General features: G+C 69.4%; 19 protein-coding genes. 13 read left to right on the top strand and 6 right to left on the bottom strand.

The genetic code is table 11. The features are described 5' to 3' along the window. The first annotated feature begins 1 nt into the window (after position 1). The 12 genes from gspF to IMW82_RS09950 all read left to right on the top strand — a co-directional run bounded on the left by gspF (position 2) and on the right by IMW82_RS09950 (position 14,299). Entirely contained in the window at positions 2 to 1,219 is a 1,218-nt protein-coding gene (gspF, locus tag IMW82_RS10005; RefSeq protein WP_108471798.1) for a type II secretion system inner membrane protein GspF, read from the top strand. A gap of 31 nt (positions 1,220 to 1,250) precedes the next feature. Next, the gene (gene gspG / locus IMW82_RS10000; RefSeq protein ID WP_108471797.1) at positions 1,251 to 1,676 is read left to right on the top strand and encodes a type II secretion system major pseudopilin GspG; all 426 of its coding nucleotides are present in this window, start codon (positions 1,251 to 1,253) and stop codon (positions 1,674 to 1,676) included. A gap of 4 nt (positions 1,677 to 1,680) precedes the next feature. Then, entirely contained in the window at positions 1,681 to 2,139 is a 459-nt protein-coding gene (locus IMW82_RS09995) for a GspH/FimT family pseudopilin (protein ID WP_108471796.1), read from the top strand. Beyond that, positions 2,136 to 2,558, top strand: a complete 423-nt coding sequence (locus tag IMW82_RS09990) for a prepilin-type N-terminal cleavage/methylation domain-containing protein (RefSeq protein ID WP_108471795.1) — start codon at positions 2,136 to 2,138, stop codon at positions 2,556 to 2,558. The genes IMW82_RS09995 and IMW82_RS09990 overlap by 4 nt, the downstream gene beginning before the upstream one ends. After that, positions 2,555 to 3,211 carry a prepilin-type N-terminal cleavage/methylation domain-containing protein gene (locus IMW82_RS09985; protein WP_108471794.1) on the top strand — a complete coding sequence of 219 codons (657 nt, stop codon included), beginning with the start codon at positions 2,555 to 2,557 and terminating at the stop codon, positions 3,209 to 3,211. Before IMW82_RS09990 ends, IMW82_RS09985 begins: the two co-directional genes overlap by 4 nt. Further along, entirely contained in the window at positions 3,208 to 4,077 is an 870-nt protein-coding gene (locus tag IMW82_RS09980) for a type II secretion system protein GspK (protein WP_108471793.1), read from the top strand. The genes IMW82_RS09985 and IMW82_RS09980 overlap by 4 nt, the downstream gene beginning before the upstream one ends. Then, positions 4,074 to 5,246, top strand: coding sequence for a PilN domain-containing protein (locus tag IMW82_RS09975; RefSeq protein ID WP_159082186.1), 1,173 nt, complete (start codon positions 4,074 to 4,076; stop codon positions 5,244 to 5,246). Before IMW82_RS09980 ends, IMW82_RS09975 begins: the two co-directional genes overlap by 4 nt. Beyond that, positions 5,243 to 5,890, top strand: a complete 648-nt coding sequence (gene gspM, locus IMW82_RS09970) for a type II secretion system protein GspM (RefSeq protein ID WP_108471792.1) — start codon at positions 5,243 to 5,245, stop codon at positions 5,888 to 5,890. Before IMW82_RS09975 ends, gspM begins: the two co-directional genes overlap by 4 nt. After that, positions 5,887 to 6,606 carry a general secretion pathway protein GspN gene (locus IMW82_RS09965; protein WP_108471791.1) on the top strand — a complete coding sequence of 240 codons (720 nt, stop codon included), beginning with the start codon at positions 5,887 to 5,889 and terminating at the stop codon, positions 6,604 to 6,606. Before gspM ends, IMW82_RS09965 begins: the two co-directional genes overlap by 4 nt. A gap of 3 nt (positions 6,607 to 6,609) precedes the next feature. Then, positions 6,610 to 8,940 carry a type II secretion system secretin GspD gene (gene gspD / locus IMW82_RS09960; protein WP_108471790.1) on the top strand — a complete coding sequence of 777 codons (2,331 nt, stop codon included), beginning with the start codon at positions 6,610 to 6,612 and terminating at the stop codon, positions 8,938 to 8,940. Between the two features lie 63 nt (positions 8,941 to 9,003). Next, a complete protein-coding gene (gene hrpB, locus IMW82_RS09955; protein WP_108471789.1) occupies positions 9,004 to 11,511 on the top strand; it encodes an ATP-dependent helicase HrpB in 2,508 nt (835 codons plus the stop codon). A 151-nt stretch (positions 11,512 to 11,662) separates the two neighbouring features. Then, on the top strand, positions 11,663 to 14,299 hold the full coding sequence (locus IMW82_RS09950; RefSeq protein WP_211004372.1) for an EAL domain-containing protein: 2,637 nt from the start codon (positions 11,663 to 11,665) through the stop codon (positions 14,297 to 14,299). 146 nt (positions 14,300 to 14,445) lie between these two features. Here IMW82_RS09950 and IMW82_RS09945 read toward each other — a convergent pair whose 3' ends face one another. From IMW82_RS09945 to IMW82_RS09935, 3 genes are all read right to left on the bottom strand, one after another. After that, entirely contained in the window at positions 14,446 to 15,582 is a 1,137-nt protein-coding gene (locus tag IMW82_RS09945) for a hypothetical protein (protein ID WP_211004371.1), read from the bottom strand. Positions 15,583 to 16,058: 476 nt separating this feature from the next. After that, a complete protein-coding gene (locus IMW82_RS09940) occupies positions 16,059 to 17,432 on the bottom strand; it encodes a M20/M25/M40 family metallo-hydrolase (protein ID WP_108471786.1) in 1,374 nt (457 codons plus the stop codon). Between the two features lie 164 nt (positions 17,433 to 17,596). Continuing rightward, entirely contained in the window at positions 17,597 to 19,651 is a 2,055-nt protein-coding gene (locus IMW82_RS09935) for a pre-peptidase C-terminal domain-containing protein (RefSeq protein ID WP_234411329.1), read from the bottom strand. A gap of 783 nt (positions 19,652 to 20,434) precedes the next feature. Between IMW82_RS09935 and IMW82_RS09930 the strand changes: the two genes are divergently transcribed. After that, positions 20,435 to 21,673, top strand: coding sequence for a TIGR03862 family flavoprotein (locus IMW82_RS09930; protein WP_108471784.1), 1,239 nt, complete (start codon positions 20,435 to 20,437; stop codon positions 21,671 to 21,673). A gap of 97 nt (positions 21,674 to 21,770) precedes the next feature. Here the strand turns inward: IMW82_RS09930 and IMW82_RS09925 are convergent, their stop codons facing one another. The 3 genes from IMW82_RS09925 to IMW82_RS09915 all read right to left on the bottom strand — a co-directional run bounded on the left by IMW82_RS09925 (position 21,771) and on the right by IMW82_RS09915 (position 25,380). Continuing rightward, positions 21,771 to 22,550 (bottom strand): glutaminyl-peptide cyclotransferase, encoded by a 780-nt coding sequence (locus IMW82_RS09925; RefSeq protein WP_108471783.1) that lies wholly within the window; start codon positions 22,548 to 22,550, stop codon positions 21,771 to 21,773. Positions 22,551 to 22,577: 27 nt separating this feature from the next. Beyond that, positions 22,578 to 23,957, bottom strand: a complete 1,380-nt coding sequence (gene dbpA / locus IMW82_RS09920; RefSeq protein ID WP_108471782.1) for an ATP-dependent RNA helicase DbpA — start codon at positions 23,955 to 23,957, stop codon at positions 22,578 to 22,580. Between the two features lie 73 nt (positions 23,958 to 24,030). Beyond that, entirely contained in the window at positions 24,031 to 25,380 is a 1,350-nt protein-coding gene (locus IMW82_RS09915; protein WP_325051458.1) for a DUF2867 domain-containing protein, read from the bottom strand. Between the last annotated feature and the right edge of the window lie 88 nt (positions 25,381 to 25,468).

Here is a 25,468-nt window from a genome sequence, read left to right as displayed (position 1 = left end):
GGTGGCGCAGTTCCGTTACAAGGCGGTCAACGATGCCGGCGAGACGCTGCAGGGGCAGATGGAAGCCGCCAGCGTCGAGGAAGTGATCGGCCGCCTGCAGGACCAGGGGCACACGCCGCTGGAAGCGCTGCCGGCCGACGGTGCCGGCGGTGGCAGCGGCTTCGCCGCGCTGTTCAAGCGCGGTCCGTTCAGCGGTGACCAGCTGGCCCAGTTCACCCACCAGCTGGCCACCCTGCTGGGCGCCGGCCAGCCGCTGGACCGCGCGCTCGGCATCCTGCTGGAGCTGCCCGAGGGCGAGAGCGCGAAGAAGCTGGTCGAGCGTGTGCGCGACCGCGTGCGCGGCGGCAATACCCTGTCGTCGGCGCTGGACGAGGAGCATGGCGTGTTCCCCAAGCTGTACGTCAGCCTGGTGCGCGCCGGCGAGGCGGGCGGTTCGCTGGAAGAGACGCTGCGCCGGCTGGCCGACTACCTGGAGCGCGCGCAGCAGCTGCGCGGCAGCATCGTCAATGCGCTGATCTATCCGGCGTTCCTGCTGGTCGGCGTGCTCGGTTCGCTGGTGCTGCTGCTGGCCTACGTGGTGCCGCAGTTCGTGCCGATCTTCGAGGACATGCAGGTGCCGGTGCCGTGGATCACCGCCGCGGTGCTGGCGCTCGGCAACGCGCTGCAGTCGTGGTGGTGGCTGATCCTGCTGCTGCTCGGCGGCGGCTTCTTTGCGTGGCGCACGCGCTTGCGCGATCCGGCGGCGCGGCTGGCATGGCACGCGAAACTGCTGCGGCTGCGCGTGGTCGGCCCGCTGCTGCTGAAGGTGGAGACCGCACGCATCGCGCGCACGCTGGGCACCTTGCTGAAGAATGGCGTACCGTTGCTCAGCGCGCTGGCCATCGCGCGCCAGGTCACCGCCAACCGCGCGCTGGACGCGGCATTGAGCGCGGCGCACGAACAGGTCAAGGGCGGCGCGGGCCTGAGTCTGGCGCTGGGTCAGTCGAAACTGCTCCCGCGGCTGGCGATGCAGATGGTGCAGGTCGGCGAGGAAGCTGGTCAGCTCGACACCATGCTGCTGAAAGTCGCCGACACCTTCGAACTTGAGTCCAAACGCGCGATCGATCGCCTGCTGGCCGCACTGGTGCCCGCGCTGACCATCGTGATGACCGTGCTGGTGGCGATCATCATGGCCGCGATCCTGCTGCCGCTGCTCAGCCTGACCAGCAATATCCAATAGACCTTCCACCCGCATCTTCGAGGCGATTCCCATGCAGCAAAGACAACCACGACGACCCGGTGCGAGCGCCGGCTTCACCCTGCTCGAAATGCTCGCGGTGATCGTGCTGATCGGCATCATCGGTGCGGTGGTGGTGACCCAGGTCGGCAAGAACGTCGACAAGGGCAAGTACGGCGCCGGCAAGGCGCAGCTGATGACCTTGAGCCAGAAGATCGAGAACTACGCGCTGGACAACGGTTCGCCGCCGCAACAGCTGGAAGGGCTGGCGGTGAAGCCGGCGAACGCGCCGAACTGGCAGGGCCCGTACGCGAAGGCATCCGACCTGAAGGATCCCTGGGGCCACGCGTTCGGCTACCAGTACCCGGGCCAGCACGGCAGTTTCGACCTGATCTTCTACGGCCAGGACGGCAAGCCCGGCGGCGACGGCTACAGCAAGGACGTGGGCAACTGGCAGTAGGCATGTGAGAGCCCCACGCGCCCACGGCTTCACCCTGCTGGAAATGCTGGCGGTGATCCTGCTGATCGGCATTGCCGCGGCGGCGGTGTCGGTCTCGGTGAGCCAGGGCCTGGCCAGCGCGCGCGTGCGCGCGGCCAGCAGCGAGCTGGCCGGTGCCCTGCGCGCGACCCGCGCGCAGGCGATCGTGCGCGGCCAGGAGCAGCACTTCGACGTGGACACCCGCGCCAACAGCTACGACGGCGCGAAACGGCAGGGCGTGCACCTGCCGAAAGGCCTGCGCGTGAGCATCACCAGCGCGAAGGAAGACCAGCCGAACGACCACACCGGCCGCATCCGCTTCTTCCCCGACGGCAGCTCCACCGGTGGGCGCATCACGCTCACCAGCGGCCGGCGCGAGTGGCACGTCAACGTGGCCTGGCTGACCGGCGAGGTGCGCGTGGTCGACACGGTGGCGCAGCGATGAACGCCGGGCGGCGCCAGCGCGGCTTCAGCCTGCTGGAAGTGATCGCCGCGATCATGCTGCTGGCGATCGCGTTTACCGCGCTGATGAAGGTGGCCGGTGCGTCGATCAGCCTGAGCCACAACGCGGCCGAACACAGCGCGGCGGCGATGCACGCGCGCAGCCTGCTCGACAGCGCGTTCGTGGGCGAACCGGTCACCCCGGGCAGCCGCTCCGGCCGCTTTGATCGGCAGTACCGCTGGCAGCTGGACGTGACGCCGTGGAATGCGGCCGGCCCGGCCGTGCCCGGTGCGACGCTGCAGCTGTACCAGCTGGACCTGACCGTGTCGTGGGGGGCGGCGGCGCATCCGCGCACGGCACACTTCCGCACGCTGCGGCTGGGCACGCCGGCACCCACCGGCAACGCGCAGGCATCGCGATGAAGCGCGTCGCCGGCTTCACCCTGCTGGAAGTGCTCGCCGCGCTGGTGCTGCTGGCGTTGCTGCTGGTCGGCGTGTACTCGGGCATCCGCACCGCCAGCCACAGCGTGCGCTCGGGCACCGCGGCGATCGAACGGGTCGACCAGGTGCGCTCGGCGCAGCAGTTCCTGCGCCGCGAACTGGCGCAGAGCATGCTGCAGCCGATCGGCCGCACCGAGCAGGGCGAGCCGGTCTATTTCGAAGGCAGTGCGCGCGAGATGCGTTACGTGGCGCCGCTGCCCGGCTACCTCGGCAAGCTCGGCCCGCAGCTGCAGCAACTGCAACTGGTCGACGACGGCCACGGCGGCCTGCGGCTGGAACTGAGCCTGGCCCTGCTGCCACCGGACGGCCAGCCGCCGCAGCCACTGGGCGAGCCGCAGGTGCTGCTCGACCACATCAAGGCCGGCAGCTTCGCCTATCGCGGCGTCGATCAGCAGGGCGCCGCGCTGCCGTGGTCGCCGGCATGGGCGGACGGCCGCCTGCTGCCGCAGCTGGTGCGGATCGAGCTGCAGGCGCCGGGCGCGCTGCCGTGGCCGCAGCTGGACGTGCCGCTGCGCGCGAATCCGGCGCAGACTGAGCTGTCGCGCATGCGCATGCGCGGCGGGAGCATCCGATGAAGTATCGGCCACAGCGGTCACCGGCCAGCCAGCGCGGGGTTGCCCTGCTGCTGGTGCTGTGGGCGTGCACGCTGCTGGCGATCCTGCTCGGCGGCTACGCCGCGCTGGCGCGCACCGAAGGCCTGCAGGCGCGCTACCAGTTCGCCCGGACCCAGGCGCACTACGCCGCCGAGGCCGGCCTGATGCGTGCGCTGTACGCCCTGCAGGACCCGCGGCCGAAGCAGCACTGGGCCGGCGACGGCCGGCCGTATGCGTTCAGCTACGACCGGGCCACGGTCGTCGTGCGCGCGATCGACGAGAGTGGCAAGGTCGACCTCAACGCCGCCTCACCGGAGGTGCTGCGCGGCCTGTTCCAGGCGGCCGGGCTGAAGGCGGCCGAGGCGCAGGCGCTGACCGGCCGCGTGCTGGACTGGCGCAACCCGATCGTGCTCGAAGGCGATGCTGCCAGCCAGCGCGCGATCTACAAGGCGGGCGGCCGCGACTACGGCCCGCGCGGCGGCCCGTTCGCCAGCATCGAGGAACTGCAGATGGTGCTGGGCATGACGCCGGCGCTGTACCGGCAGATGGCGCCGGCGGTGACGATCTGGGCCGGCACCACCAGCCCGGACCCGAACACCGCGCCGCCGCTGGCGCTGGCCGCGATTCCCGGGATGACTCCGGAGCAACTGAGCCAGATCCAGGCCGTGCGGCAGCGCAACGCGGCCGACCCACGGCTGGTTCTCAACAACGGAACCACGCATAGTATTCGTTCGGAGGCTACGCTGGCCGACGGCACGCGCGCAATTTTGCGCGCCACGGTGCGCCTGCAGGCGGGGCAGGCGCAACCGTACATGGTGCTGCGCTGGCAGGAGGGGGAGGCGGAATGAGTACGGCAACGCAGTCGCTGCGGCCGTGGGTGGAGCGCATGCGCCGTGGCTGGCGTGCCTCGCCGTTGCCGGGTTTCCTCGGCTGGTGGGGTGGCCAGCTGCGCGAGCTGCTGCCGCCGCGCTGGCGCGGCTGGTTCGGCAGCGGCGCGGACTGGCACCTGCTGCAGCACACGGGTACGCAGTGGAGCGTTCGCCGCAGCGGCCACGCCGAAGTGCTGGCGAGCTGGGACGACGGCGCCGACACGGCCGCCGATGGCGTGCGCGTGGCGCCGGTCGCGTTGAGCGCGGCGCTCAAGCGCGTGGATCGCGAGGACCTGCGGCTGGCGCTGCTGCTGCCGCCGGCGCGGGTGCTGCGGCGCACGCTGGCGCTGCCGCTGGCGGCGCACGACAACCTGCTGCAGGTGGCCGGCTTCGAGATGGACCGGCAGACCCCGTTCACCCTGGCGCAGGTGTACTACGCCGTGCGCGAGCTGGCCGCGCCCGCGCCGCCGGGTCGCTTCAGCGCGGAGCTGGTGGTGGCTACCCGCGACACGCTCGATCCGTTGCTGGCACGCCTGCGCGCGCAGGGCATCGCGGTCGACGCGGTGGACCTGGCCGTGGGCGACGGCCGTCTCGGCGTCAATCTGCTGCCGCCGGAACAGGTGCCACATCACGCGCATCCGCGCCGCCGGCTGAACCTGATCCTGGCTGCGGCCTGCGTGCTGCTGCTGGTGCTTGTGTTGGGCGAGTGGCTGCACAACCGGCAACTGGCGCTGGCGCAGATGCAGGCCGAGGTCGCGGCGATGCGCGGTGAGGCGCAGCAGGTGGCCGAGCTGCGCCAGCAATTGCAGGACAACGCCGGCGCCGCCGGTTTCCTGGCCCGGCGCAAGCACGACACGGTGGCCAAGCTCAGCCTGCTGCAGGACGTCACCGAGCGCCTGCCGGACAGCGCCTGGCTGGAACGCTTCAGCGTCGACAATACCGGCCAGATCGGCCTGCAGGGGCAGAGCCAGCAGGCGGTGAAGCTGCTCGACGCCCTGAAGGATTCGAAGCTGGTCACCGGCGCCAGCTTCCAGGGCAGCATCCAGCCCGATCCCACCAGTGGCAAGGAACGCTTCTACCTGATTGCGCACATAAACCAGCCGAAACCGGCAGCGCCCCCGACGGCGACCGACGAGGGCACGCCGTGAAGACCATCACGATGAATCCGCGCGACAGCCGCGTCGTGGCCATCCTGCTGCTGTTGCTGGCGCTGGGGCTAGCCTATCTGCTGCTGCTGCACTGGTGGTTCGTGGTGCCGCTACAACAGGTGCGCAGCGAGATGGCCGACCTGCGCGACACGCACAGCCGCTATGCCGCGGCGATCGCCGAGAAGCCGGCGCTGCAGCAGCGCCTCGCCGCGCTCGGCGCCGGCCAGGCCGCCAGCAGTGCGTTCCTCGCCGCCGACGATCCGAACACCGCCGCGGGCGACCTGATGCAGCGGGTGATCGACGTGGTCGCCGCCAACGCCGGCGGCGAGCACTGCGCGGTAACCCAGAAGATGCAGCTGCCAAACCCATCCACTTCGGCCGGCGAGCCGTACCGCAAGGCGGCGGTGAGCATCAGCCTGAACTGCGACATGGAGCCGCTGGCGGCGGTGCTGCAGGCGCTGGAGCAGGGCACGCCGTACCTGTTCGTCGACGACCTCAGCATCTACCGCAACCCGGTGGTCGCGCAGCAGAACAACGCCGCGGCACTGGAAGTGCAGTTCAGCCTGTCCGGCTACGTACGCCCGGCACGTGCGGCAGCCGTGCCCGCCGAGCGCGCAGCCGACGACACGGGAGCCACGCCATGAACGCCGCCAACCAGCGCCAGCTGACGCCGGTACTGGCCCTGCTCGCCGTGCTGCTGGGCGCCGTGCTGCTGTTGCTGCTGGGCGGGATCGGCCGCGGCGTGCGCTGGGATGCGCCGCGCCCGCCCGCGCCGCTGCCGCCGGCCGCCCGGCAAGCCGACCTGCCGCAACCGGTGCCGCTGCAGCAATACGCGCTGGTCTGGCAGCGGCCGCTGTTCAGCCCCGACCGCAAGCCGACCGCCCGCGCCGGCGGCGGCAACCTGGGCGACCTCGAGCTGACCGGCATCATCCTCACCCCCGGCCTGCGCATGGCGCTGCTGCACGACCGCAACGGCGACAAGCAGGTGCGCCTGCGTGAAGGTGAGGCGCTGCCCGACGGCAGCGTGAGGCTGGTCGAGCTGCGCCCGCGCTCGGCGCTGTTCGATTCGTCGGCCGGGCGCACCGAACTGAAGCTGCCGGCCGGCGCGCCGATCGATCAGCCGCGTGGCGCGGCGGACGTGCGCGGCCAGCCGCCGGCCGGCGACGCGGCAGTGCGGCTCGCGCCGGACGCCGCCGGGGCCGCGGCGGTCGACCGCAACCGCGGCGGCGCCGTGCCGATGCATCTCGCCCCGGCGGCCGCGCCGCCGCCTGCCCCCGAATCGGCCGCCGAGCGGCTGCGCAAAAGCATCCAGAAACGTCGGGCCGCCCGTGCTGCGGCGACCCACGAAGGAGAACATTGATCCATGTCCCGCATGCTCATCCAGCAAGTCCTGCGCAGCGCCACGCTTGCCCTCGCGGTGGGCCTGGCCGCCTGCGCCAGCCTGCCGCCACCGCACGACGACGGCGCGCTGCAGCGTGAGGCTATGGCCGGCACGCAGAATCCGGTGCCGGCGCCGCTGCCGTTGAATACCGGCAGTAGCAGCCACGCCGCGCCGGCGACCACCGAACTGAGCCACGGCAGCGGCCAGTTCGTCCGACCCGGTGCGCTGGCCACGCCGCGGCCGGCGGCGGGCGGCAACGGCGCGGTCACCTTCAACTTCGAGAACCAGCCGGTGCAGGCGGTGGTCAAGGCGATCCTTGGCGACCTGCTCAAGCAGAACTACACGATCGTGCCCGGCGTGCAGGGCAACATCTCCTTCGCCACCTCCGAACCGGTCGATGCCAGCCAGGCGCTGCCGATCCTGGAGACCCTGCTGTCGTGGACCGGCAACGCGCTGGTGCTGCGCGCCGGCAGCTACGTGGTGATGCCGCAGAAAGATGCGGTGGCCGGCAACCTGGTGCCCAGCCTCGGCGCCGCCGCGCCGGCGGGCGGGCTGCAGGCGCGGCTGTTCCCGCTGCACTACATCTCCGCCACCGAGATGCAGAAGCTGATCAAGCCGTTCGCGCGGCCGGACGCCACCTTGCTGGTGGACCCGGCGCGCAACCTGCTGGTGATGTCCGGCACGCCGCAGGAGCTGGCCAACTACCAGAGCATGGTGCGCACCTTCGACGTCGACTGGCTGCGCGGCATGTCGGTGGGCGTGTTCAACCTGCAGTACGCCAAGGTCGGCGAGCTGATGCCGAAGCTGGACGCGATGTTCGGCGAGCACGGCAACACCCCGCTGGCCGGCATGCTGCGCTTCATCCCGATCGAGCGCACCAACGCGCTGGTGGTGATCAGCACCCAGAGCGACTACCTGCAGGAAGTCGGCGACTGGATCGCCCGCATCGACCGCGGCGGCGGCAACGAGCCGCAGCTGTTCGTCTACGACGTGCGCAACATCAAGGCGTCGGACCTGGCGCGGTATCTGGCGCAGATCTACACCAACGGCGCCGGCAGCGGTGGCGGCGACAGCGGCGGCCAGGTCGGGCCGGGCCTGACCGGGGCCACCCTGGGCAGCGCCGACAACGCTGGCGCGACCAGCATGGGCAGCACCGCCGGCAGCTTCGGCAACTCCGCCGACGCGTCGCGCGGCGGCGGCCAGGTCAACGCCGGCATGGGCAGCAGCGGCTTCGGCGCCAGCGGCGGTGGTCGCGAGGGTGGCGCCGCGGCCGGCGGCGGCTTCGGCAGCAGCGCCCTCGGTTTTGGCGGCAACCCGGCCGGCGGCGGCAACAGCGCGGCCAGCGAACAGCAGTACAGCTCCAGCGACGGCAGCGTGCGGATCAGCTCGGTCGACGGCAGCAACCAGCTGCTGGTGCGCGCGCGCCCGTCGCAGTGGGAGGAGATCAAGGGCGCGATCAACAAGCTCGACAACGTGCCGCTGCAGGTGCAGATCGAGACGCGCATCCTCGAGGTCAGTCTCACCGGCGAGTTCCAGTTCGGCGTGCAGTGGTACCTGGAAGGACTGACCGGCAGCACCACCGACAGCAGCGGCAACATCGTGCCGGGCCAGCCGTACCGCCATCGCCAGCTCGGCCTGGGCCAGGGTGGCAACGCGTTCCGCGGCGAGCCGTTCTTCTACTCCTTCCTCAACAGCGACCTGCAGGTCGCCGTGCGCGCGATGGAGACCAGCGGCAACACCAAGACGCTGTCGGCGCCGTCGATGGTGGTGATGAACAACCAGGTGGCCAGCATCGCGGTCGGCAACCAGATCCCGATCAACCAGACCAGCGTGAACACCGGCCTGGGCAACCCCACCAGCTACAGCCAGGTCAGCTACCTGAGCACCGGTGTGATTCTCAACGTGCAGCCGCGGATCAATCCCGGCGGCCTGGTCTACATGAACATCAGCCAGGAGGTCAGCCAGGCCGACAAGTCGGTGCCGCTGGTCAACGGCAACCCGGCCATCTCGCAGCGCAAGCTGGCCACCCAGGTCGCCGTGCAGAGCGGCCAGACCGTGCTGCTGGGCGGCCTGATCGAACAGGCCGAGGGCAACACCGACACCGGCATCCCCGGGCTCAACCGCGTGCCGCTGCTGGGCCGGCTGTTCGGCACCACCAGCCGCAGCCGCAACCGTACCGAGCTGATCGTGCTGATCACGCCGCGGGTGATCCGCGGCGGCGCGGACGCCAAGCAGATCACCGACGACTACCAGAGCAAGTTCGAGTCGCTGGCGCCGCTGCGCGCACCCGCGGGTAGCGGCAGCAAGCCGTAGCAGACGGGCGCCCCGGCGTGTCGCCGGGGCGCCCGCGCGGCGGCGCCCGCTATCATCGGCGCGATGAATGCGCCGCCTTCGTTCCCGATCACTCCGCTGCTGCCCGAGATCCGCGCATCGCTGGCGGCGCAGCCGCGGCTGGTGCTGGAAGCGCCGCCGGGCGCCGGCAAGACCACCCAGGTGCCGCTGGCCCTGCTCGATGCGCCATGGCTGGCCGGGCAGAAGATCGTGATGCTGGAGCCGCGCCGGATCGCGGCGCGCGCCGCCGCGCAGTTCATGGCGCAGCAGCTCGGCGAAGCGGTCGGGCAGACCGTTGGCTACCGCATCCGCTTCGAGTCGAAAGTGAGCGCGGCGACCCGCATCGAAGTGGTCACCGAAGGCATCCTCACCCGCCTGATCCAGCACGATCCGGAGCTGGCCGGCATCGGCGCGGTCGTGTTCGACGAGTTCCACGAACGCCACCTCGCCGGCGACCTCGGCGCCGCGCTGGCGCTGGACGTGCAGGCCACGCTGCGACCGCAGCTGCGCCTGCTCGTGATGTCGGCCACGCTGGACGGCGAGCGCATCGCGGCCTGGCTGGGCGCGCCGCGGCTCAGCAGCCCGGGCCGCAGTTTCCCGGTGCGCGTCGACTATCCGCCGGCGCGCACGCAGGAAACGGTCGAGCACCAGCTGGCCCGCGTCGCGCGGCAGGCGCTGGAAGAAAACGACGGTGACGTGCTGGCCTTCCTGCCCGGCCGGCGCGAGATCGCACGGGCGCAGGCGGTGCTGGCGCAGACGCTGGCGCGTGATGACGTCGAGCTGGTCGCGCTGCACGGCGAGTTGTCGCTGGCCGAGCAGCAGGCGGCGCTGGCGCCGGCCGAGCCCGGTACGAGACGCATCGTGCTGGCCACCAATGTGGCCGAATCCAGCGTCACCTTGCCGGGCATCCGCGCGGTGATCGACAGCGGGCTGGCGCGCGAGCCGCGCTTCGATCCGAATTCCGGCTTCACCCGGCTGGAAACCGTGACCATCTCGCAGGCCTCGGCCGACCAGCGCGCCGGCCGCGCCGGCCGCGTGGCCGAGGGCACGGCGTACCGGCTGTGGGCGCAGGGCCGGCGGCTGGAGCCGGCGCGCACGGCCGAGATCATGCAAGCCGAACTGTCCGCGCTGGCGCTGGAGCTGGCCGCCTGGGGCAGCGACGAACTGCACTGGCTGGACCCGCCGCCACCCGGCGCGCTGGCACAGGCGCGCGAACTGCTGATGAACCTTGCCGCGCTGGACGCCGATGGCCGCATCACCGCGCTCGGCCGGCGCATGCTGGAACTGGGCGCCACGCCACGGCTCGGCGCCGCCGCGCTGCGCGCGTCGCCGGAGCTGCACGCGCTAGTGGCCGACCTGCTGGCATTGATGGAGGCACGTTCGCCGCTGCGCGGCGCGCAGGCGCGCAGCGACGATTTCCGCGCCCGCGTGACCGCGCTGCACGCCTGGCGCGACCGCCGTGGTTCGTCCACGCGCGGCGAGGCGGACAGCGGCGCGCTGGCCGCGATCGAGCAGGCCAGCAAGGGCTGGCGTCGGCGCCTGGACGTGCGCACCGCGGCCAGCGGCGTGCCCGACAGCCATGCGGTCGGCGACCTGCTGCTGCACGCGTTCCCCGACCGCATCGCGCATCGCGACGACAGCAATTCGCTGCGCTACACACTGGCCAACGGCCGCGGCGCGCGCCTGCACGAGAACACCGCGCTGCTGGGTGAGCCGTGGCTGGTCGCGCTGGATCTGCGCTTCGAGGCGCGCGACAGCCTGATCCTGGCCGCTGCGCCGCTCGATCCGCGGGTGCTGGAACGCGACTTCCCGCAGCGTTTCACCCGCGAACGCACGCTGCGCTGGAACGACGAGCGCGCCGCCGCCGAGGCGTTCGACGAACGCCGTTTCGGCGCGATCGTGCTGGAGCGGCGCAGCGTGCCGGTGAAACCTGCCGATGCGCTGCCCGCGCTGCTGGCCGCGGTGCGCGCGAAGGGGCTCGACGCGCTGCCGTGGAGCGAGCATGCGCGGCGATTGCGCGCACGCATGCAGGCACTGCGCGCGTGGCTGCCCGAGCTGGGCCTGCCGGATGTTTCCGAGCCGGCGCTGCTCGCTTCGCTGGAGGACTGGCTGGCGCCGTACCTCGACGGCAAGCACCGCTTCGACGCGCTGGACGCGGAGCAACTGTCGCAGGCACTGGCCTCGCGGTTCGACCACGAGCAGCGCCGCTTGCTCGACGCGCAGGCTCCGGAAAGCCTGCGCGTGCCGAGCGGACAGAGCCGCCGGCTGGAATACGCCGAAGGCGAGCCGCCGGTGCTGGCGGTGAAGCTGCAGGAGCTGTTCGGCCTGGCCGACACGCCGCGCGTCGGCGGCGGGCGCATCCCGGTCACCCTGCACCTGCTCTCGCCGGCAGGCCGGCCGATTCAGGTGACCCAGGACCTGAAGGGTTTCTGGGAACGCACCTACCCGGAAGTGAAGAAGGAACTGAAGGGACGCTACCCGCGCCACCCGTGGCCGGACGACCCGTGGACGGCCACCCCGACCCACCGGGCGAAGCCGCGCGAGCGACGCTGAGGCCGATCCGCACGTCGGCGGCAGGCGCTGCGTCACGCAAGATTGTTCGGTGCTTGTGTACCATCGCCGGGAACGGCACCGCGTGGTGGTCTCCTTGCCCGGAAAACAGCATTCCGACAATTCGCCTTCCGCACCGGCAGAGGACGGCGGCATGGTCGATCCCGCGATTCCGCAGCCCCCACGGTGGCACCTGGCAGCCTGGCTGTGGAGCCTGCTCGCCCTGCTGCTGGGGCTCTTGCTGTCGCTGGCCGCGCATGAGCAGCAGATGCGGCGGCTGCAGGCCGAGCGCACCCTGATCCGCAACGAGATGGCCAGCAAGGCCTACGTCTCGCTGCAGGGCAGGCTGCATGCGGCCGAGTCGCTGCTGCGCGCCGCGCAATCGCTGTTCCTTTCGTCGGAGGAGGTGGACGCTGGCGAATACGCCGGCTTCTACGCCAACATGCGTCCGCGCGAACAATTTCCCGGTCTGCTCGCACTGGCCTACGCACAACGCGAGCAGCGGCCGGACGGCGAGCATTACGTGACCCGCTGGGTCGAGCCGGAGCCCGGCAACGAGCGCGTGGTCGGGCTTGATGTCGGCATGCAGCCGCGCAATCTTGCCGGCCTGCTTGCCTCGCGCGACGACGACCTGGCGACCCTGTCCGCGCCGTTCCACCTGGCGCAGCTGGCCGAAGCCGGCATGACGGGCGAAGGTGTCACCTTGCGGCTGCCGATCTACGGCCCGGGCCCGCCGCCGCGGACCGTCGAGGAGCGGCGTGCGCGCGTGCGCGGTTCGATCGCCGTGTCGTTCCGGCTGGACGATCTGATCGGCAACGCGTTGCCCGACCAGTTGACGCGACACCTGAGCGTGCGGGTCAGCGACATCACCGGGCCGGACGCGCTGCCGCTGTTCGATTCGACGCCCGGCCTGCTGGTGCCGCCTGACGGCTACCGCTACGAGAGCAAGCTGACCTACGGCGGACGCGTGTGGAATGTCGTGATGCAGCCGCTGCCGCACCGCACGGGTGCGGGTGCCGGCGGATGGGGCCGGGCGACCCTGCTGGCCGGCGTGGTGGCGAGCATCCTGCTGGCACTGCTGGCGTACTCCGTCGCCAGCACCCGCCAGCGTGCGCTCGCGTTGGGCTGGCGGATGAGCCGCCGCTACCGCGAGAGCGAGGAGCGTTTCCGCGCGTTGAACGAACTGCTGCCGGCGCTGGTGCTGCTGGCGGAAGCCGCGGGCGGGGCGGTCACCTATGCGAACCAGGCTTCACGCGACCGCCTCGGCCGGCACGCGACCGAGCGGCAACTGCCCGAGCTGTTCGAGGACCCGGAGCTGCGCGCGCAGCTGCAGCAGGACGATACCCGCGGCTGCAGCCGGGTCGATGCGCTGCTGCGCAACGACGAAGGCGGCGCCTTCTGGGCCAGCGTGGCGATCTCGCGGATACGGCTGAACGGGCGCGACAAGCTGCTGATGGTGGCCAGCGACATCAGCGAACAGCGCCAGCTGACCGAGCTGCTCAGCCACCAGGCCAGCCACGACGCGCTGACCGAGCTGTACAACCGGCGCGAGTTCGAGCGCCGCCTGCATGACACGCTGGCGGCCACCGGCGCCGGCACCCCGCCGGCCGTGCTGCTGTACATCGACCTGGACCAGTTCAAGCTGATCAACGACACCTCCGGCCACCTCGCCGGCGACCAGCTGCTGGCCCAGCTGGCGATCGTGATGCGCAAGCAGCTGGGCGGCACCGACGTGCTGGCGCGGCTGGGCGGCGACGAATTCGGCGTACTGGCGACCAATGTGGCCGACCGCGACGAGGCCGAGCGGATCGCCGAACGCGTGCGCCGCTGCATCGACGGTTACATCTTCATCTGGGAACAGCGCAGCTGCACCATCAGCGCCAGCATCGGCGGGGTCATGATCGACCGCCCCGGCATCCTGGTGAAGGACCTGCTGGCACAGGCCGACACCGCCTGCTACATGGCCAAGGAGCTCGGCCGAAATCGCGTGCATTTCTTCTCCGAGCGCGACGACGAGACGGTGCGCCGGCATGGCGAGATGGAATGGGCGAACCGCCTGCGCTGGGCGGTCGACGAGCATCGGCTGGTGCTCACCTACCAGGAGATCTGGCCGCTGCCGCTGGCGGCCGGCGGCGAGCCCGATGTCGAGCTGCTGCTGCGTTTCCGCGAGGAATCCGGCCAGCTGGTGGCGCCCGGCGTGTTCATGCCCGCGGCCGAGCGCTATGGCCTGATGCCGGTGGTCGACCGCTGGGTGATCGAGACCACGCTGGCGAACTTCGACCGGCTGCATCCGTCCGGTGGCGCGCTGCGCATGGTGGCGATCAACCTGTCCGGTGCCAGCGTCGAGGACGAGGCGCTGGCTGGCTTGATCATTGGCCTGCTGCGCCGCTACCGGGTCGAGCCGTCGCGGGTGTGCTTCGAGATCACCGAGACCGTGGCGGTGCGCAACCTGTCGCAGGTGGTGCGCTTCATGGAACAGCTGCGTGCGGTGGGTTGCCGGATCGCGCTGGACGATTTCGGCGCCGGCATGTCCTCGTTCACTTATCTGAAGAACCTGCCGCTGGACATCATCAAGATCGACGGCAGCTTCGTGCGCGACATGCTCACCGACCCGGTCAGCCACCTGATGGTCAGGGCGGTCACCGACATCGGCCACCGACTCGGCCTGGAAGTGGTCGCCGAATGGGTGGCCGACGCGGAAACCGTGCAGGCGCTGGCGGCGTTGGGGGTGAACCGGGTGCAGGGTTTCAGCCTGCATCGGCCCGAGCCAGCGCTGTTCCAGCGCGACTGAGCCGGCGGCGCTTCTCGCGTCCCGGTCGAACGCGAAGCGGCGCCTTGCCAGCAAAAAAATGGCCCGATCGTCGCCGATCGGGCCATCGTCTTCAGGTTTGCATGGACCCGTCGCGCCGCCTGCAGGTGCAGGCGGCGGGTGCCGTGTTACAGCACGATCGGGTGCGTGATGTCGCACTCGTTGGTGTCGTTCGACCAGGTGCTCTGCATGGCGTAACTGCCGTTGCCCATCACCACGTTCTGGGATTTGCCCTGGCCGGAGCTGATCCAGGCGCACTCGTCACCGTTCTCCTGGCCCTTGCTGCGGGAGCCCTTGACGTGGTTGGTCCAGCCACCAGCCGGGTTCTGGTCGGTCACCGTCTCGGCGTACTCGTGGCCATTGACGATCGAGAAGCCGTCCACCAGGCCCTGGGTGCCGCTGTTGACGAAGTTCTCGCCGCAGCTGGTGCCCATGTCGTAGACGTACGGCATGTTGGTGAAGGCCACGTCACCGACCGGCGAGGTGATGCCGTAGTTGTCGCCCTGCCAGTCATGCCAGGCGCAGAAGTTGCCGGTGGAGGTGTTGAAGCCGTCCGGGTGCGTGCCGGTCGGCGACAGGATGATGTACTGCGCGTAGCGGTTGGCGGCGGCGGTGGTGTTGCCGAAATGCTGCGCGGCCTTGATCGCCTCCTGTGCCAGCTGCGTGCCGGTGGCGTTGGGCGGCGAGGCCACCGAGTTGTCGTACCAGACGGAGACCAGCGCGCCGTTCGAGGGATAGCCGATGTGGCTGGCGCTCGACGCGCAGAAGGTGGCGCCGGTGGAGACGCCGCTGCCGTCGCAATACTGGGTCATCACGCCCGACCACAGCTCGCCGCCGGTACCCAGCCCCTTGAACAGGTTCTGCAGGTACGGCACGGCGCTCACCGGGTCGTTGCTCAGGGTCATGTTGCCGTTGGCGTCGGTGCCGGCGGTGCCCCACTGGCTGCCGTAGACCACGATGTAGACGTGTGGCGTGCCGCTGGTGACACCGATGCCGTCCACGCCGCCGCCATAGCTCAGGGTCTTGCCGCTGGTGGTCGAGCCGCTGTGGGACGCCGCGGCGTGCAGGTTGTCGTACTGGCGCATGCGGGCCAGCGCTTCCTGGGTGGGCACCGCGCCGTGGCGATAGGGATGCCCGTACGAGGGCGCATACGGGTTCGGTGCGAATTCATCCGTGTTGCCGGCGACTGCCGAGCCGAGGGTTGCGGCGAGCAGGGCGGTGCTGGCGAATGCGATGAGCAGATTGCGCTTCAATGACGTCGACATATGACTCCCCGTGGATTTTCAGGACAAACGGACCCGATGCGGTCGAATCGACCCCATGCAGGAATGGCCGCATTGCATGCGGCAAGTAATGGCATTGCAGGCTGGAACGGGATCCCGTGAATACCAGCGGTCGTCCCTGATTGCATCCTTCGGACGAGACCGCCGTCGCTTTTCCGGGATACCGGTGTGGCCGGGCCTCCCTCGGGGATCATTCGCCAACCTCCCCGATTGGCGAATCCCGCCAACTTAGGTTAGGCGGGCGAAAACCGTCAATAGGATTTTTTCAAATATGGAACAAAAAGCAGAATCTTCACGGCGAAAAACACCTTCGTTCCACCATCGGATTAATCGACATCAATTAATTGCGATTAATACGAAAGTTATTGCGGAAACGGGTGTCTGTCGCTGCCCGGGATAATCCCGAAGGGATGCCGGTATCCTCGGCGTTGAGGGGGGCGCAGTGGCGGCAGTCCGACTCAGGGCTGGCCGGCGGGTGCCGGCGAGCGCTCGAAGCTGCCGGCGTCGCCGGGGAACACTACCGGGCTCTCGTAGCCGTCGGCGGAGACCGAGGACACGCCGAAGAACCCGTCGTCGATCACCACGTCCTTGAGCACGGCCTGATCGACGTCGCCGACCGCGCGCGCATGCTGCCATTGCGCCGCGGTGGTGTCGCGCCAGTGCACGCGATAGCCGGCGGCGCCGGGCACCTTGTGCCATGTCAGCGTGGTGTCGGTGGCCACGGCCCCGGCGATGTCGATGCCGGTCGGTGGCGCCGGCGCGCGGCTAAGCGCGGCCATGGCGATGGTGTTCAACGCCGTGACGCGGGCGAGGTAGCGGAAGTCGATGCCGTCGAGGGTGTCGCCGTAATGGATGCCGTGCTCGGTGCGCAGGTCCTGGTGCTGCCGGGTGTAGTCCTCGTGCGCCTCGGTGACCCGCACGGCAGGGTAGCCGGCTTCCAGGAACGGCACCTGGTCGCCGCCGCGGCCGTAGCGGTCGGTGCGGTAGATCATGTTTACGCGAAAGTCGGGCAGGTAGTTGTCGGCGAGGCGGTCGAGGTAGCGGGCGAGGTTGCGCGAGGGTGAATCCACTTCGCCGCCGTGGTAGCGGCGGTAGTTGGCCTGGGCCGGCGTCTCGTTGCTGCGGGTGCCCTCGGAGAACACCCGCACCGTGGTGTTGTCGCGCACCCCGTTCTGGCCCTGGCTGTTGCCCACGATGTCGTTGTTGAGATCGGCCTCGACCTGCCAGCCGTGCGCGACCGCGTAGTCGGCCAGCACCTTGCCGCCGTACAGGCCCTGCTCCTCGCCGGACAGCGCGGCGAACACCAGGGTGGCGTCGTTGTCATGCTTCGACAGCAGCCGCGCGGCTTCCATCAGCGCGGCCACGCCGGAGGCGTCGTCGTTCGCGCCGGGCGCGTCGCTGGTGGCGTCCATCACGTCGCTGGCGCGCGAGTCGAGGTGGCCGGTCATCACGATCACCCGCTGCGGGTCGCGCCGGCCACGTTTGATCGCAACCACGTCCATCACCTCGGTTGGCGTGGGGATGCGCTTGCCGCTGAAGACTTGCGAGGGCGTGACCACCTCGATGCAGCCGCCGCAGTCCTTCGAGATCGCCTCAAAGCGCGACTTCACCCAGCGCCGCGCGGCGCCGATGCCACGGGTATCGGACTTCGTGTCGGATAGCGTGTGGCGGGTGCCGAAGCCGACCAGCTTGGTGATCGTGGCGCGCAGTTCCGCCTCGCTTGGCGCCGTGGCCAGCGCGTGCAGCGCCGGTTGCTGCAACGGCGCGGCCGGCGCCTGTGCCGCCTGGCTGGCGCTGGCCGCCGCCAGCAGGAGGAAAGGCAGTAGCGGCATGGCTCGGAACATCATCCATCTTCCTCGGCGTCGGAATGGCAACGATACAACGCGGTGGGTGCCCGGGCGTGTGGAAACGAAAAGGCCCGATCGTCGCCGATCGGGCCTCCGGTTCCAGACAGATTCCGGCGCGCGTCCCTGCGCGCCGTTTCATGCCATGCCGCTTACGGCGTGTAGCTGCCGGTCAGGCTGACGCCCGAATAGCTCTGGTAGGCACGCACCATCACGTAGTACGTACCGGCCTGCACATTGCTGATCGTGCAGGTTTCGTTGTCGCCGGTCAGGTACGGCCGGCAGTCGTAGCTCGAGGTGGTTGGGGCGGAACCGAACTTCACGTACAGGTCCGCGTCACCCACGCTGCCGGCAATCTTGAAGCTCAGGTTGGTAGCGCCGGCGGGCACGACCATGGTGTAGTTGACGCTGTTGCCGGTGGTGGCAGTCAGGCCGGTGGCCGCCACGCCGTTCTGCAGCACGTTGCCGCCGCCACCGCTGCTGGTGCTCCAGGTGGCCTTGACGCTGACGCCGGAGAACGCGGCGTAGCCGTTCAGCATGACGTAGTAGGTGCCGGCCTGGGGCGAGGCCACGGTGCAGCTCTCGTTGTTGCCGGTGAGGTACGGCCGGCAGTCATAGCTCGTCAGGGTCGGGGCGGAGCCGAACTTGGTGTACAGGTCGGCGTCGCCGGTGCCGCCGGACTCGGAGATCACCAGGTTGCTGGCGCCGGCCGGGATCACCACCGTGTAGAACAACTGTGCGCCCTGCGCGCCGGACTGGCCGGTGATCGCCACGCCGTTCTGCAGCACGTTACCGCCACCGCCGCTGCCGCTGGAGACCGTCACCGATTGCGTGGTGCTGCTGGTCTGGCCATTCACACTGTCGGTCACCGTCTCGCTGACGCTGTAGGTGCCGGCTGCCGCATAGGTGTGGCTCGGGTTGGTGGCGGTCGAGCTGCTGCTGTCGCCGAAGTTCCACGAGTGGGCGGAAAGCGTGCCGCCATTGTCGGTGGAGCTGTCGGTGAAGCTGGCGGTGAGGCCGCTGGTGGTGTAGCTGAAGTTGGCCGCCGGCGTGCCACCGGTCGACGTTCCGCCGCCCACGATCGGGTGGGAGAGGTCGCACTCGTTGGTGTCGTTCGACCAGGTGCTCTGCATCGGGTAGGTGCCGTTGCCCATGGTCACGTTCGCCGTGGCACCCTGGCCGGAGGTGATCCAGGCGCACTCGTCACCGTTTTCCTGACCGTTGTAGGTCGCGTCGCCGGTATGGTTGGTCCAGCCGCCGGCCGGGTTCTGGTCGGTGACGGTCTCGGCGTACTCGTGGCCTTCCACGATCGAGAAGCCGTCCAGCGCACCCGCGCTGCCGTTGACCGAGTTCATGCCGCAGCTCGTGCCCATGTCATGCACGTACGGCATGTTGGTGAACGCAACGTCGCCCACCGGCGAGCTGACGCTCTGGTCGCCGTTCCAGTCGTGCCAGGCGCAGAACTGCCCGGTGCTGGTGTTGAAGCCGTCGGGATGGGTACCGGTCGGTGACAGGATCACGTACTGCACGTAGCGGTTGGAGGCCGCCGTGGTGTTGCCGAAATGCTGCGCGGCCTTGATCGCTTCCTGCGCGAGCTGCGCGCCGGTGGCGTTGGACGGCGAGGCCACCGAATTGTCGTACCAGATGTTGACGAAGGCGCCGCCGGTCGGATAACCGATGGTCGGGGCGCCGCTGGGGCAGAAGGTGGCGCCGCTGGATACCGAGGAACCGTCGCAGTACTGCGTCATCACGCCCGACCACAGCTCGCCGCCGGTACCCAGGCCCTTGAACAGGTTTTCCAGGTAAGGCACGGCACCGTAGGCGTCGCCCGAGAGGGTCATGTTGCCGCTGCTGTTGGTGCTGGCCGTGCCCCACTGGCTGCCGTAGACCACGATGTAGACCTTCGGCGTGCCGCTGGTGACGCCGATGCCGTCGACGCCACCGCCGTAGCTGAGTGTTTCGGTGCCGGTGGCGGCCGTGGTGGAGGTCGCCTGCAGCGCCTGGTACTGCTTCATCCGGGCATGGGCTTCCTTGGTGGGAAACACGCCATGACGATAGGCATGACCGTAGGCCGGCGAGTAGGGGTTGGTTGTCGGGTTGCTTGCCGCCGCTGGCGTAGCCGCACCTTGTGCGGGTACCGCATTGGTGGCCGCCGCGGTGGACGCCGCCAGGATGGCGGCCCCCGCCACGAGGGCCCACGACTTCATTCGAAGATTGCCTAGCATGTGGAACTCCCAAAGTTTTTGAGGCAAACGAACCCCGATGGGGTCGTGAGGACCTCATGTCATGGAGTGCCGCGGACAGACGCGGCACAGAGTTTTTTGGATTGCCTTGCGATCCCGTGCTTCGCGCCTGGCCCTCCCCCAGCTTTCCCTCAGGGCCGAATGCAGAATCGAAATGGTCTTGCAGAGGCGTGGCGGCAGGATCATCCGCCAAGCTCCCCATTGGCGGATGCGGCGACGGTATGAGTTACAGATGAAACCAGTCAATAGGACTTTTTGAAATGATGGGTGATTGCCGTCACATAATCATGGAATTACGTTGATGCGGTTAAGTCGCAGGTATTTTCGATAATCGTCGTTGCCACGGCATGCCGGGCAATGGCGCTGGATGTATTTCGTGGCCGGCACCATGCATGGTGATATTATTTCATTCATATCAAGCAGATGAATGGCCATGGCGCGTGCCCGGTCCAAGCGTTTGCAGGCGACCGGGGCGGGAGGCGGCATCGTTCACCCGTATGCGGAATCAGGCTGGCGAATACGTAATTATCTGCGTTTCGACGGATTTTCCAGGAACGGACACGGCAGGTATCGTGTTATTTTGCGATAATCGCGCCGGCGATAAACCGCATAAATCCGCCTCGATGGGGTTATCCAGTTTATTTCTGATTCAGTTGGCTCGGACTTGCGGACTCCGGCCCGGTCGGTCGTGGCGTGTGGCGTCATCCATCCGTGCATGGCGTGCGGGCGGCATGCGACCATGCGCGGATGACCCGGACAGCTTCTCCCCGACTGGCGATCATCGGCGGCGGTCCGGCGGGACTGATGGCGGCGGAGGCCGCCTGCGCGGCTGGCGTGGCGGTCGACCTGTACGACGCGAAAGGTTCTGTCGGGCGGAAATTCCTGCTGGCCGGCAAGGGCGGCCTCAACCTCACCCACGGCGAGCCGCGCGCCCGTTTTGTCGAGCGCTACGGCGCGCGTCGCGACGAGGTGGGACGCTGGCTCGACGCGTTCGACGCGGAGGCGTTGCGCGCCTGGGCGCGCGGGCTCGGCGTGGAGACCTTCGCCGGCAGCTCCGGCCGGGTGTTTCCCTCCGACCTGAAGGCGGCGCCGTTGCTGCGCGGCTGGCTGCGCCGCCTGCGCGAGTCCGGCGTGACGTTCCACCTGCGCCATCGCTGGCTGGGCTGGAACGACGATGGCGCGCTGCACTTCGCCACGGCACAGGGCGAGCGCACGGTGGCGGCCGCGGCGACGGTGCTCGCGCTCGGCGGCGCCAGCTGGCCGCAGCTGGGTTCCGATGGCGCCTGGGTGGCGCCGCTGCGGCAGGCCGGCGTCGACCTTGCGCCACTGCAGCCGGCGAACTGCGGCTTCGAGCTGGCATGGAGCGAGCATCTGGCCACCCGCTTCGCCGGCGCCCCGTTGAAACCGGTGGTGGCGCACTGGATCGACCGCCACGGCGTGGGCCATTCGCGCCAGGGCGAATGCGTGCTCAGCGAGTACGGCATCGAGGGCAGCCTGGTCTATGCGATCGGCGCCGAGCTGCGTGAGCAGATCCGTGAACACGGCGAAGCTTTGCTGCAACTGGACCTGGTGCCCGGCTACAGCGAGGCCGTACTCGCCGGACGTCTGGCCGCGCCGCGCGGCCGGCATAGCCTCGGTGACTGGCTGCGCCGCCGCGCCGGGCTGGACAAGGCGAAGTGCGCGCTGGTGTTCGAACTCACCGACAAGCCCACCCTGGCCGATCCGCTGGCGCTGGCCGCGCAACTGAAGGCCTTGCCGCTGCGTTTGCGCGCACCAAGGCCGGTCGCCGAGGCGATCAGCACCGCTGGCGGCGTGCGGCTGGAAGCGCTGGATGAAGACCTGATGCTGCGCGCCCGCCCCGGCGTGTTCTGCGTCGGCGAGATGCTGGACTGGGAGGCGCCCACCGGCGGCTACCTGCTCACTGCCTGCTTCGCCAGCGGCCTGCTCGCCGGCCGCGCGGCCGCGCGCCGGCTGCTGGGCGCGTAGCCATCAGCCGCGCGAAGGCGTGGCGGCCACGCTGGGCGACGATGACGTGCCGCAGGCGCGGCCGGTGCATCTCGACGCGCTTTGACGTTGCCTGGGCTCAGTGCGAGGGCTGCTTCACCAGTTCGATCTGGAACAGCTGTGGCCAGCATTTACCGGTGACGAACAGGCGCTTGCGCTGCGCGTCCCAGGCGATGCCGTTGAGCACGTCGTCCTCGGGGTTCGGCAGCCGGTTGATGTCGAACAGGCCGCTGAGGTCGATCCAGCCGATCACGTGGCCGCTGGCCGGGTCGATCCGCGCGATGCGGTCGGTGAGCCACACGTTGGCGTAGATCTCGCCGTCGACCCACTCCAGCTCGTTGAGGTTGTGCACCGGCTCGCCGTCGGCGGTGACGTGGATGCGGCGCACCACCTCGAGCGTGTCCGGATCGAGCACGCGCAGCACCGGTGTGCCGTCGCTCATGTACAGGTGCGTGTCGTCGCGGGTCAGCGCCCAGCCTTCGCCGGGGTAGCTGAAATTGCGTTGCGGCGTGAAGCTGGCCAGGTTGTAGACGAAGCCGGTGCCGCTTTGCCAGGTGAGCTGCACCAGGCGGTCCTTCCAGTCGACGATGCCTTCGCCGAAGTACTGTTTCGGCAGGCGGTGGCGCTGCAGCACTTCACCCGTCTCCAGCGCCACCTTGCGCACGGTCGACTGGCCGACCTGGCCGGTGCTTTCGTAGAGGTAGCCATCCTTGTAGAACAGCCCCTCGGTATAGGCGCCGGTGTCGTGCGGATAGGCGTGCACGATCCGGTAGCCGTAGACCGGGATGTCGGCGGCGTGCGCGGCAGCGCTGCCGGCGAGCAGGGCGAAGGCGAGGAGGCGGACGGACCAGCGCGGCATCGGATCGGCTTCCGGGAGTCGGGGTGCCTAGCCTAGCGGACGCACGCGGAAGTTGCGGCCCTTGATCTTGCCCGCGCGCAGGCGCTCCAGTGCCTTGTTCGCCAGTGCGCGGCTGATCGCCACATAGGCGCGGGTGGCGAACACGTCGATCTTGCCGATGTCCTTCGCCTCCAGACCGGCATCGCCGGTGAGCGCGCCGAGGATGTCGCCGGGGCGCAGCTTGTCCTGGCGGCCGGCGTCGATCACCAGCGTCTTCATCGGCGCCAGGTGCAGGGTCTTGCCGCGCGGCGGCGCGAGTTTCAGCGTACGCCACGGCAGCGGCGTGCCGCCGAGTTCCTCGATGTTCGCCGCCTTCGGCCGCTCGCGCGGCGTGCACAGCGTGATCGCCAGGCCGGATTCGCCGGCGCGGCCGGTGCGGCCGATGCGGTGGGTGTGGGTGTCCGGGTCGTGCGCGACGTCGTAGCTCAGCACCAGCGGCAGCGCGGCGATGTCCAGCCCGCGCGCGGCCACGTCGGTGGCCACCAGCACGTTGCAGCTGCGGTTGGCGAAGCGCACCAGCACCTCGTCGCGGTCGCGCTGCTCCATGTCGCCATGCAGGGCCAGCGCGGAGTAACCGCGGTGGTCCAGCTCCTGCGCCACCGCGTCGACGTCGCGACGCATGTTGCAGAACACCAGCGCGTGCTGGCCACGTTCACCGGCGAGCAGCTGCGCCAGCGCATCGGGCTTCTGCGCCGGCTCCGCCTCGATGAACTGCTGCTCGATCGCCGGTTTCTGCTCGGCCGGCGCCTCCACCGTGACCACCACCGGGTCCTTCTGCACGCGCTGGCTCACCGCACGGATCTCGTCCGGATACGTGGCGGAGAACAGCAGGGTCTGGTGGTGCTTCGCGATGCGCCCGATGATGTCGTCGATTGCCTCGCTGAAACCCATGTCGAGCATGCGGTCGGCTTCGTCCAGCACCAGCACCTTGATGCCGCCGCCGTGCAGGCTGCCGCGCTTGAGGTGTTCCTGCACGCGACCGGGGGTGCCGACCACGATGTGCGGATCGTGGGTGAGCGAGGCGAGCTGCGGCCCCAGCGGCATGCCGCCGCACAGGGTCAGGAGCTTCACGTTCGGGATGTTCGCCGCCAGCTTGCGGATCGCCTTGCTGACCTGGTCGGCCAGCTCGCGGGTGGGGCACAGCACCAGCGCCTGCAGCCGGATCGTGTCCGCGTCCAGCGCCTGCAGCAGGCTCAGCCCGAACGCCGCGGTCTTGCCGCTGCCGGTCTGCGCCTGCGCGATCACGTCGCGCCCTTGCAGCATCGGCGGCAGGCTTTGCGCCTGCACCGGGGTCATCTCCGTGTAGCCGAGGGTTTCCACGCTGGCGAGCAGGGCGGGTTTGAGTGGGAGCGAGGTGAACGAAGTCATGCGCCATGATCGCATCAATGCCGGGCGCCTGCTGCGGTCGCAGCGTGCCCGATGCGTCCCGGCCGCCGCGATCCTAGCCCGGAAGCAGGAATGCTTGCGGCTTGTCGCCAGATTCCGCCAGCGGAAACGCATGCTCGACTGCCGTCCGCAGCATGGTGGGCGCGACGTACGCGCGGTGCACGTGATCGATCGCTGCCATGTACACGCGACCGAACAGGTTCCTGCATCGCACACGGGTGCCCAGGGTGATCTCCACACGGGAGCCGAACACCTTTACGCCGACGCAGGAGCGGAAGACCAGGTGCTTGTCGTCGGCGCCGAGGATCACCTGTGCGCGGCTGTCGTCGTGGGCGATGGCCTGGTCCAGCACCGGATGGCGCCGGTCGAACAACTGCCCCCCGGGCGACGACAGCAGCGACGATACCGGGCAGCCCAGCGGCGAGGTGCGCAGGCCGATCGGTTTCACCAGCAGGTTGCGCAGCGCCATCATGCGCGAGACGCCGGCTGGCGGATGGCTCAGGAATCCGTCCAGCAGCTGGCTCAACAGAATCGTGGCGCTGTTGCTTGCGACATCCCTGCGGGCGAGCGTGAGGCCGAACATGTCCTGATGGTGGTGCGGCGCGCCGGTCAGCTGCTGCGCAAGCATGCTGTCGGCAGGAAGATGATCGAGTTCGGTGATGGCAAGCCGGCCGCCGTTTTCGCCGAGAAATCCGCTCGTGCGTCGCCATGCAGCCCATCCGCCGCGGATCAACCCCGCGACGCAGCGCACGGATTTGCACAACAGGCCCCGCGGCGTGCCGGGTGGCGCATCCAGCGACAGCCACGTGGTCGGCACATGCAGCCGGCCGGCCGGGATGTTGCGCAGCAGATCGCTGACCTCGGCCGGCAGCAGCACGGTGAGCGCAGGGATGCTTGCGGCATCGGCTCGCACCTGCTCGCGCAGCGTATCCGGCAGGTCGCCACCGAGTTCGTTGGTATGGCACGACAAGGCGAAGAAGGCCGGGTGCAGCGAGTGCTTCGCGAGTGGGGCGAACTGATGCCAGGTATCGCCGCCGAATCTCACGGTGAACAGGCAGTCCGCCGGGATATTGATGTGGCGCAAGGCCCGAATGAAGCTGTGCGGATCCTGCTCCAGCTGTGCCGGTGTAGCCGTGGAGAATCGCAGCTGCGCACCGCCGCTGCCCGAGATCGCGGTGAACACGCGATGCCCGGCATGGCGGTGGAACGGATGTCCTTTCGCGCCGACGGTGAACGAATACAGCGACGTCGCGTCGCCGCTGGACAGGTGGGTGCCGCCGAGCCGGGCGGAAGGTTCGTCCAGCTCGTCGATGAAGTCGGCATGGGCCTGCTGGCGTACCAGCGAAGCGGCAAATAGCTGATCGCCGGCGCCGTGCCCGAGTTGCGCGATCAGCGAGACTTCCACCGGCAGTCCGCCGGATGAAGAAGGGATCTGCGTGGATGGAAAGGTCCGTATCTGTCTGGTTTGCGTTGCCATCGGGTTCCCCTTGCTC

The sequence above is a fragment of the Rhodanobacter sp. B2A1Ga4 genome (genome assembly GCF_018101315.1).
GTDB classification, from domain to species: domain Bacteria; phylum Pseudomonadota; class Gammaproteobacteria; order Xanthomonadales; family Rhodanobacteraceae; genus Rhodanobacter; species Rhodanobacter thiooxydans_A.
Note: the sequence above shows the minus strand (reverse complement) of the source record. Positions and strands in the feature narration are given on the sequence as shown.

Bases quoted from the DNA above. Each gene is read 5' to 3' on its own strand.
- IMW82_RS09985 (WP_108471794.1), top strand. From the start codon at position 2,555: ATGAAGCGCGTCGCCGGCTTCACCCTGCTGGAAGTGCTCGCCGCGCTG.
- gspD (WP_108471790.1), top strand. From the start codon at position 6,610: ATGTCCCGCATGCTCATCCAGCAAGTCCTGCGCAGCGCCACGCTTGCC.
- IMW82_RS09925 (WP_108471783.1), bottom strand. From the start codon at position 22,550: ATGCCGCGCTGGTCCGTCCGCCTCCTCGCCTTCGCCCTGCTCGCCGGC.
- gspG (WP_108471797.1), top strand. From the start codon at position 1,251: ATGCAGCAAAGACAACCACGACGACCCGGTGCGAGCGCCGGCTTCACC.
- IMW82_RS09990 (WP_108471795.1), top strand. From the start codon at position 2,136: ATGAACGCCGGGCGGCGCCAGCGCGGCTTCAGCCTGCTGGAAGTGATC.
- IMW82_RS09975 (WP_159082186.1), top strand. From the start codon at position 4,074: ATGAGTACGGCAACGCAGTCGCTGCGGCCGTGGGTGGAGCGCATGCGC.
- IMW82_RS09965 (WP_108471791.1), top strand. From the start codon at position 5,887: ATGAACGCCGCCAACCAGCGCCAGCTGACGCCGGTACTGGCCCTGCTC.
- hrpB (WP_108471789.1), top strand. From the start codon at position 9,004: ATGAATGCGCCGCCTTCGTTCCCGATCACTCCGCTGCTGCCCGAGATC.
- IMW82_RS09935 (WP_234411329.1), bottom strand. From the start codon at position 19,651: ATGAAGTCGTGGGCCCTCGTGGCGGGGGCCGCCATCCTGGCGGCGTCC.
- IMW82_RS09930 (WP_108471784.1), top strand. From the start codon at position 20,435: ATGACCCGGACAGCTTCTCCCCGACTGGCGATCATCGGCGGCGGTCCG.
- dbpA (WP_108471782.1), bottom strand. From the start codon at position 23,957: ATGACTTCGTTCACCTCGCTCCCACTCAAACCCGCCCTGCTCGCCAGC.
- IMW82_RS09950 (WP_211004372.1), top strand. From the start codon at position 11,663: ATGGTCGATCCCGCGATTCCGCAGCCCCCACGGTGGCACCTGGCAGCC.
- IMW82_RS09940 (WP_108471786.1), bottom strand. From the start codon at position 17,432: ATGCCGCTACTGCCTTTCCTCCTGCTGGCGGCGGCCAGCGCCAGCCAG.
- IMW82_RS09980 (WP_108471793.1), top strand. From the start codon at position 3,208: ATGAAGTATCGGCCACAGCGGTCACCGGCCAGCCAGCGCGGGGTTGCC.
- IMW82_RS09945 (WP_211004371.1), bottom strand. From the start codon at position 15,582: ATGTCGACGTCATTGAAGCGCAATCTGCTCATCGCATTCGCCAGCACC.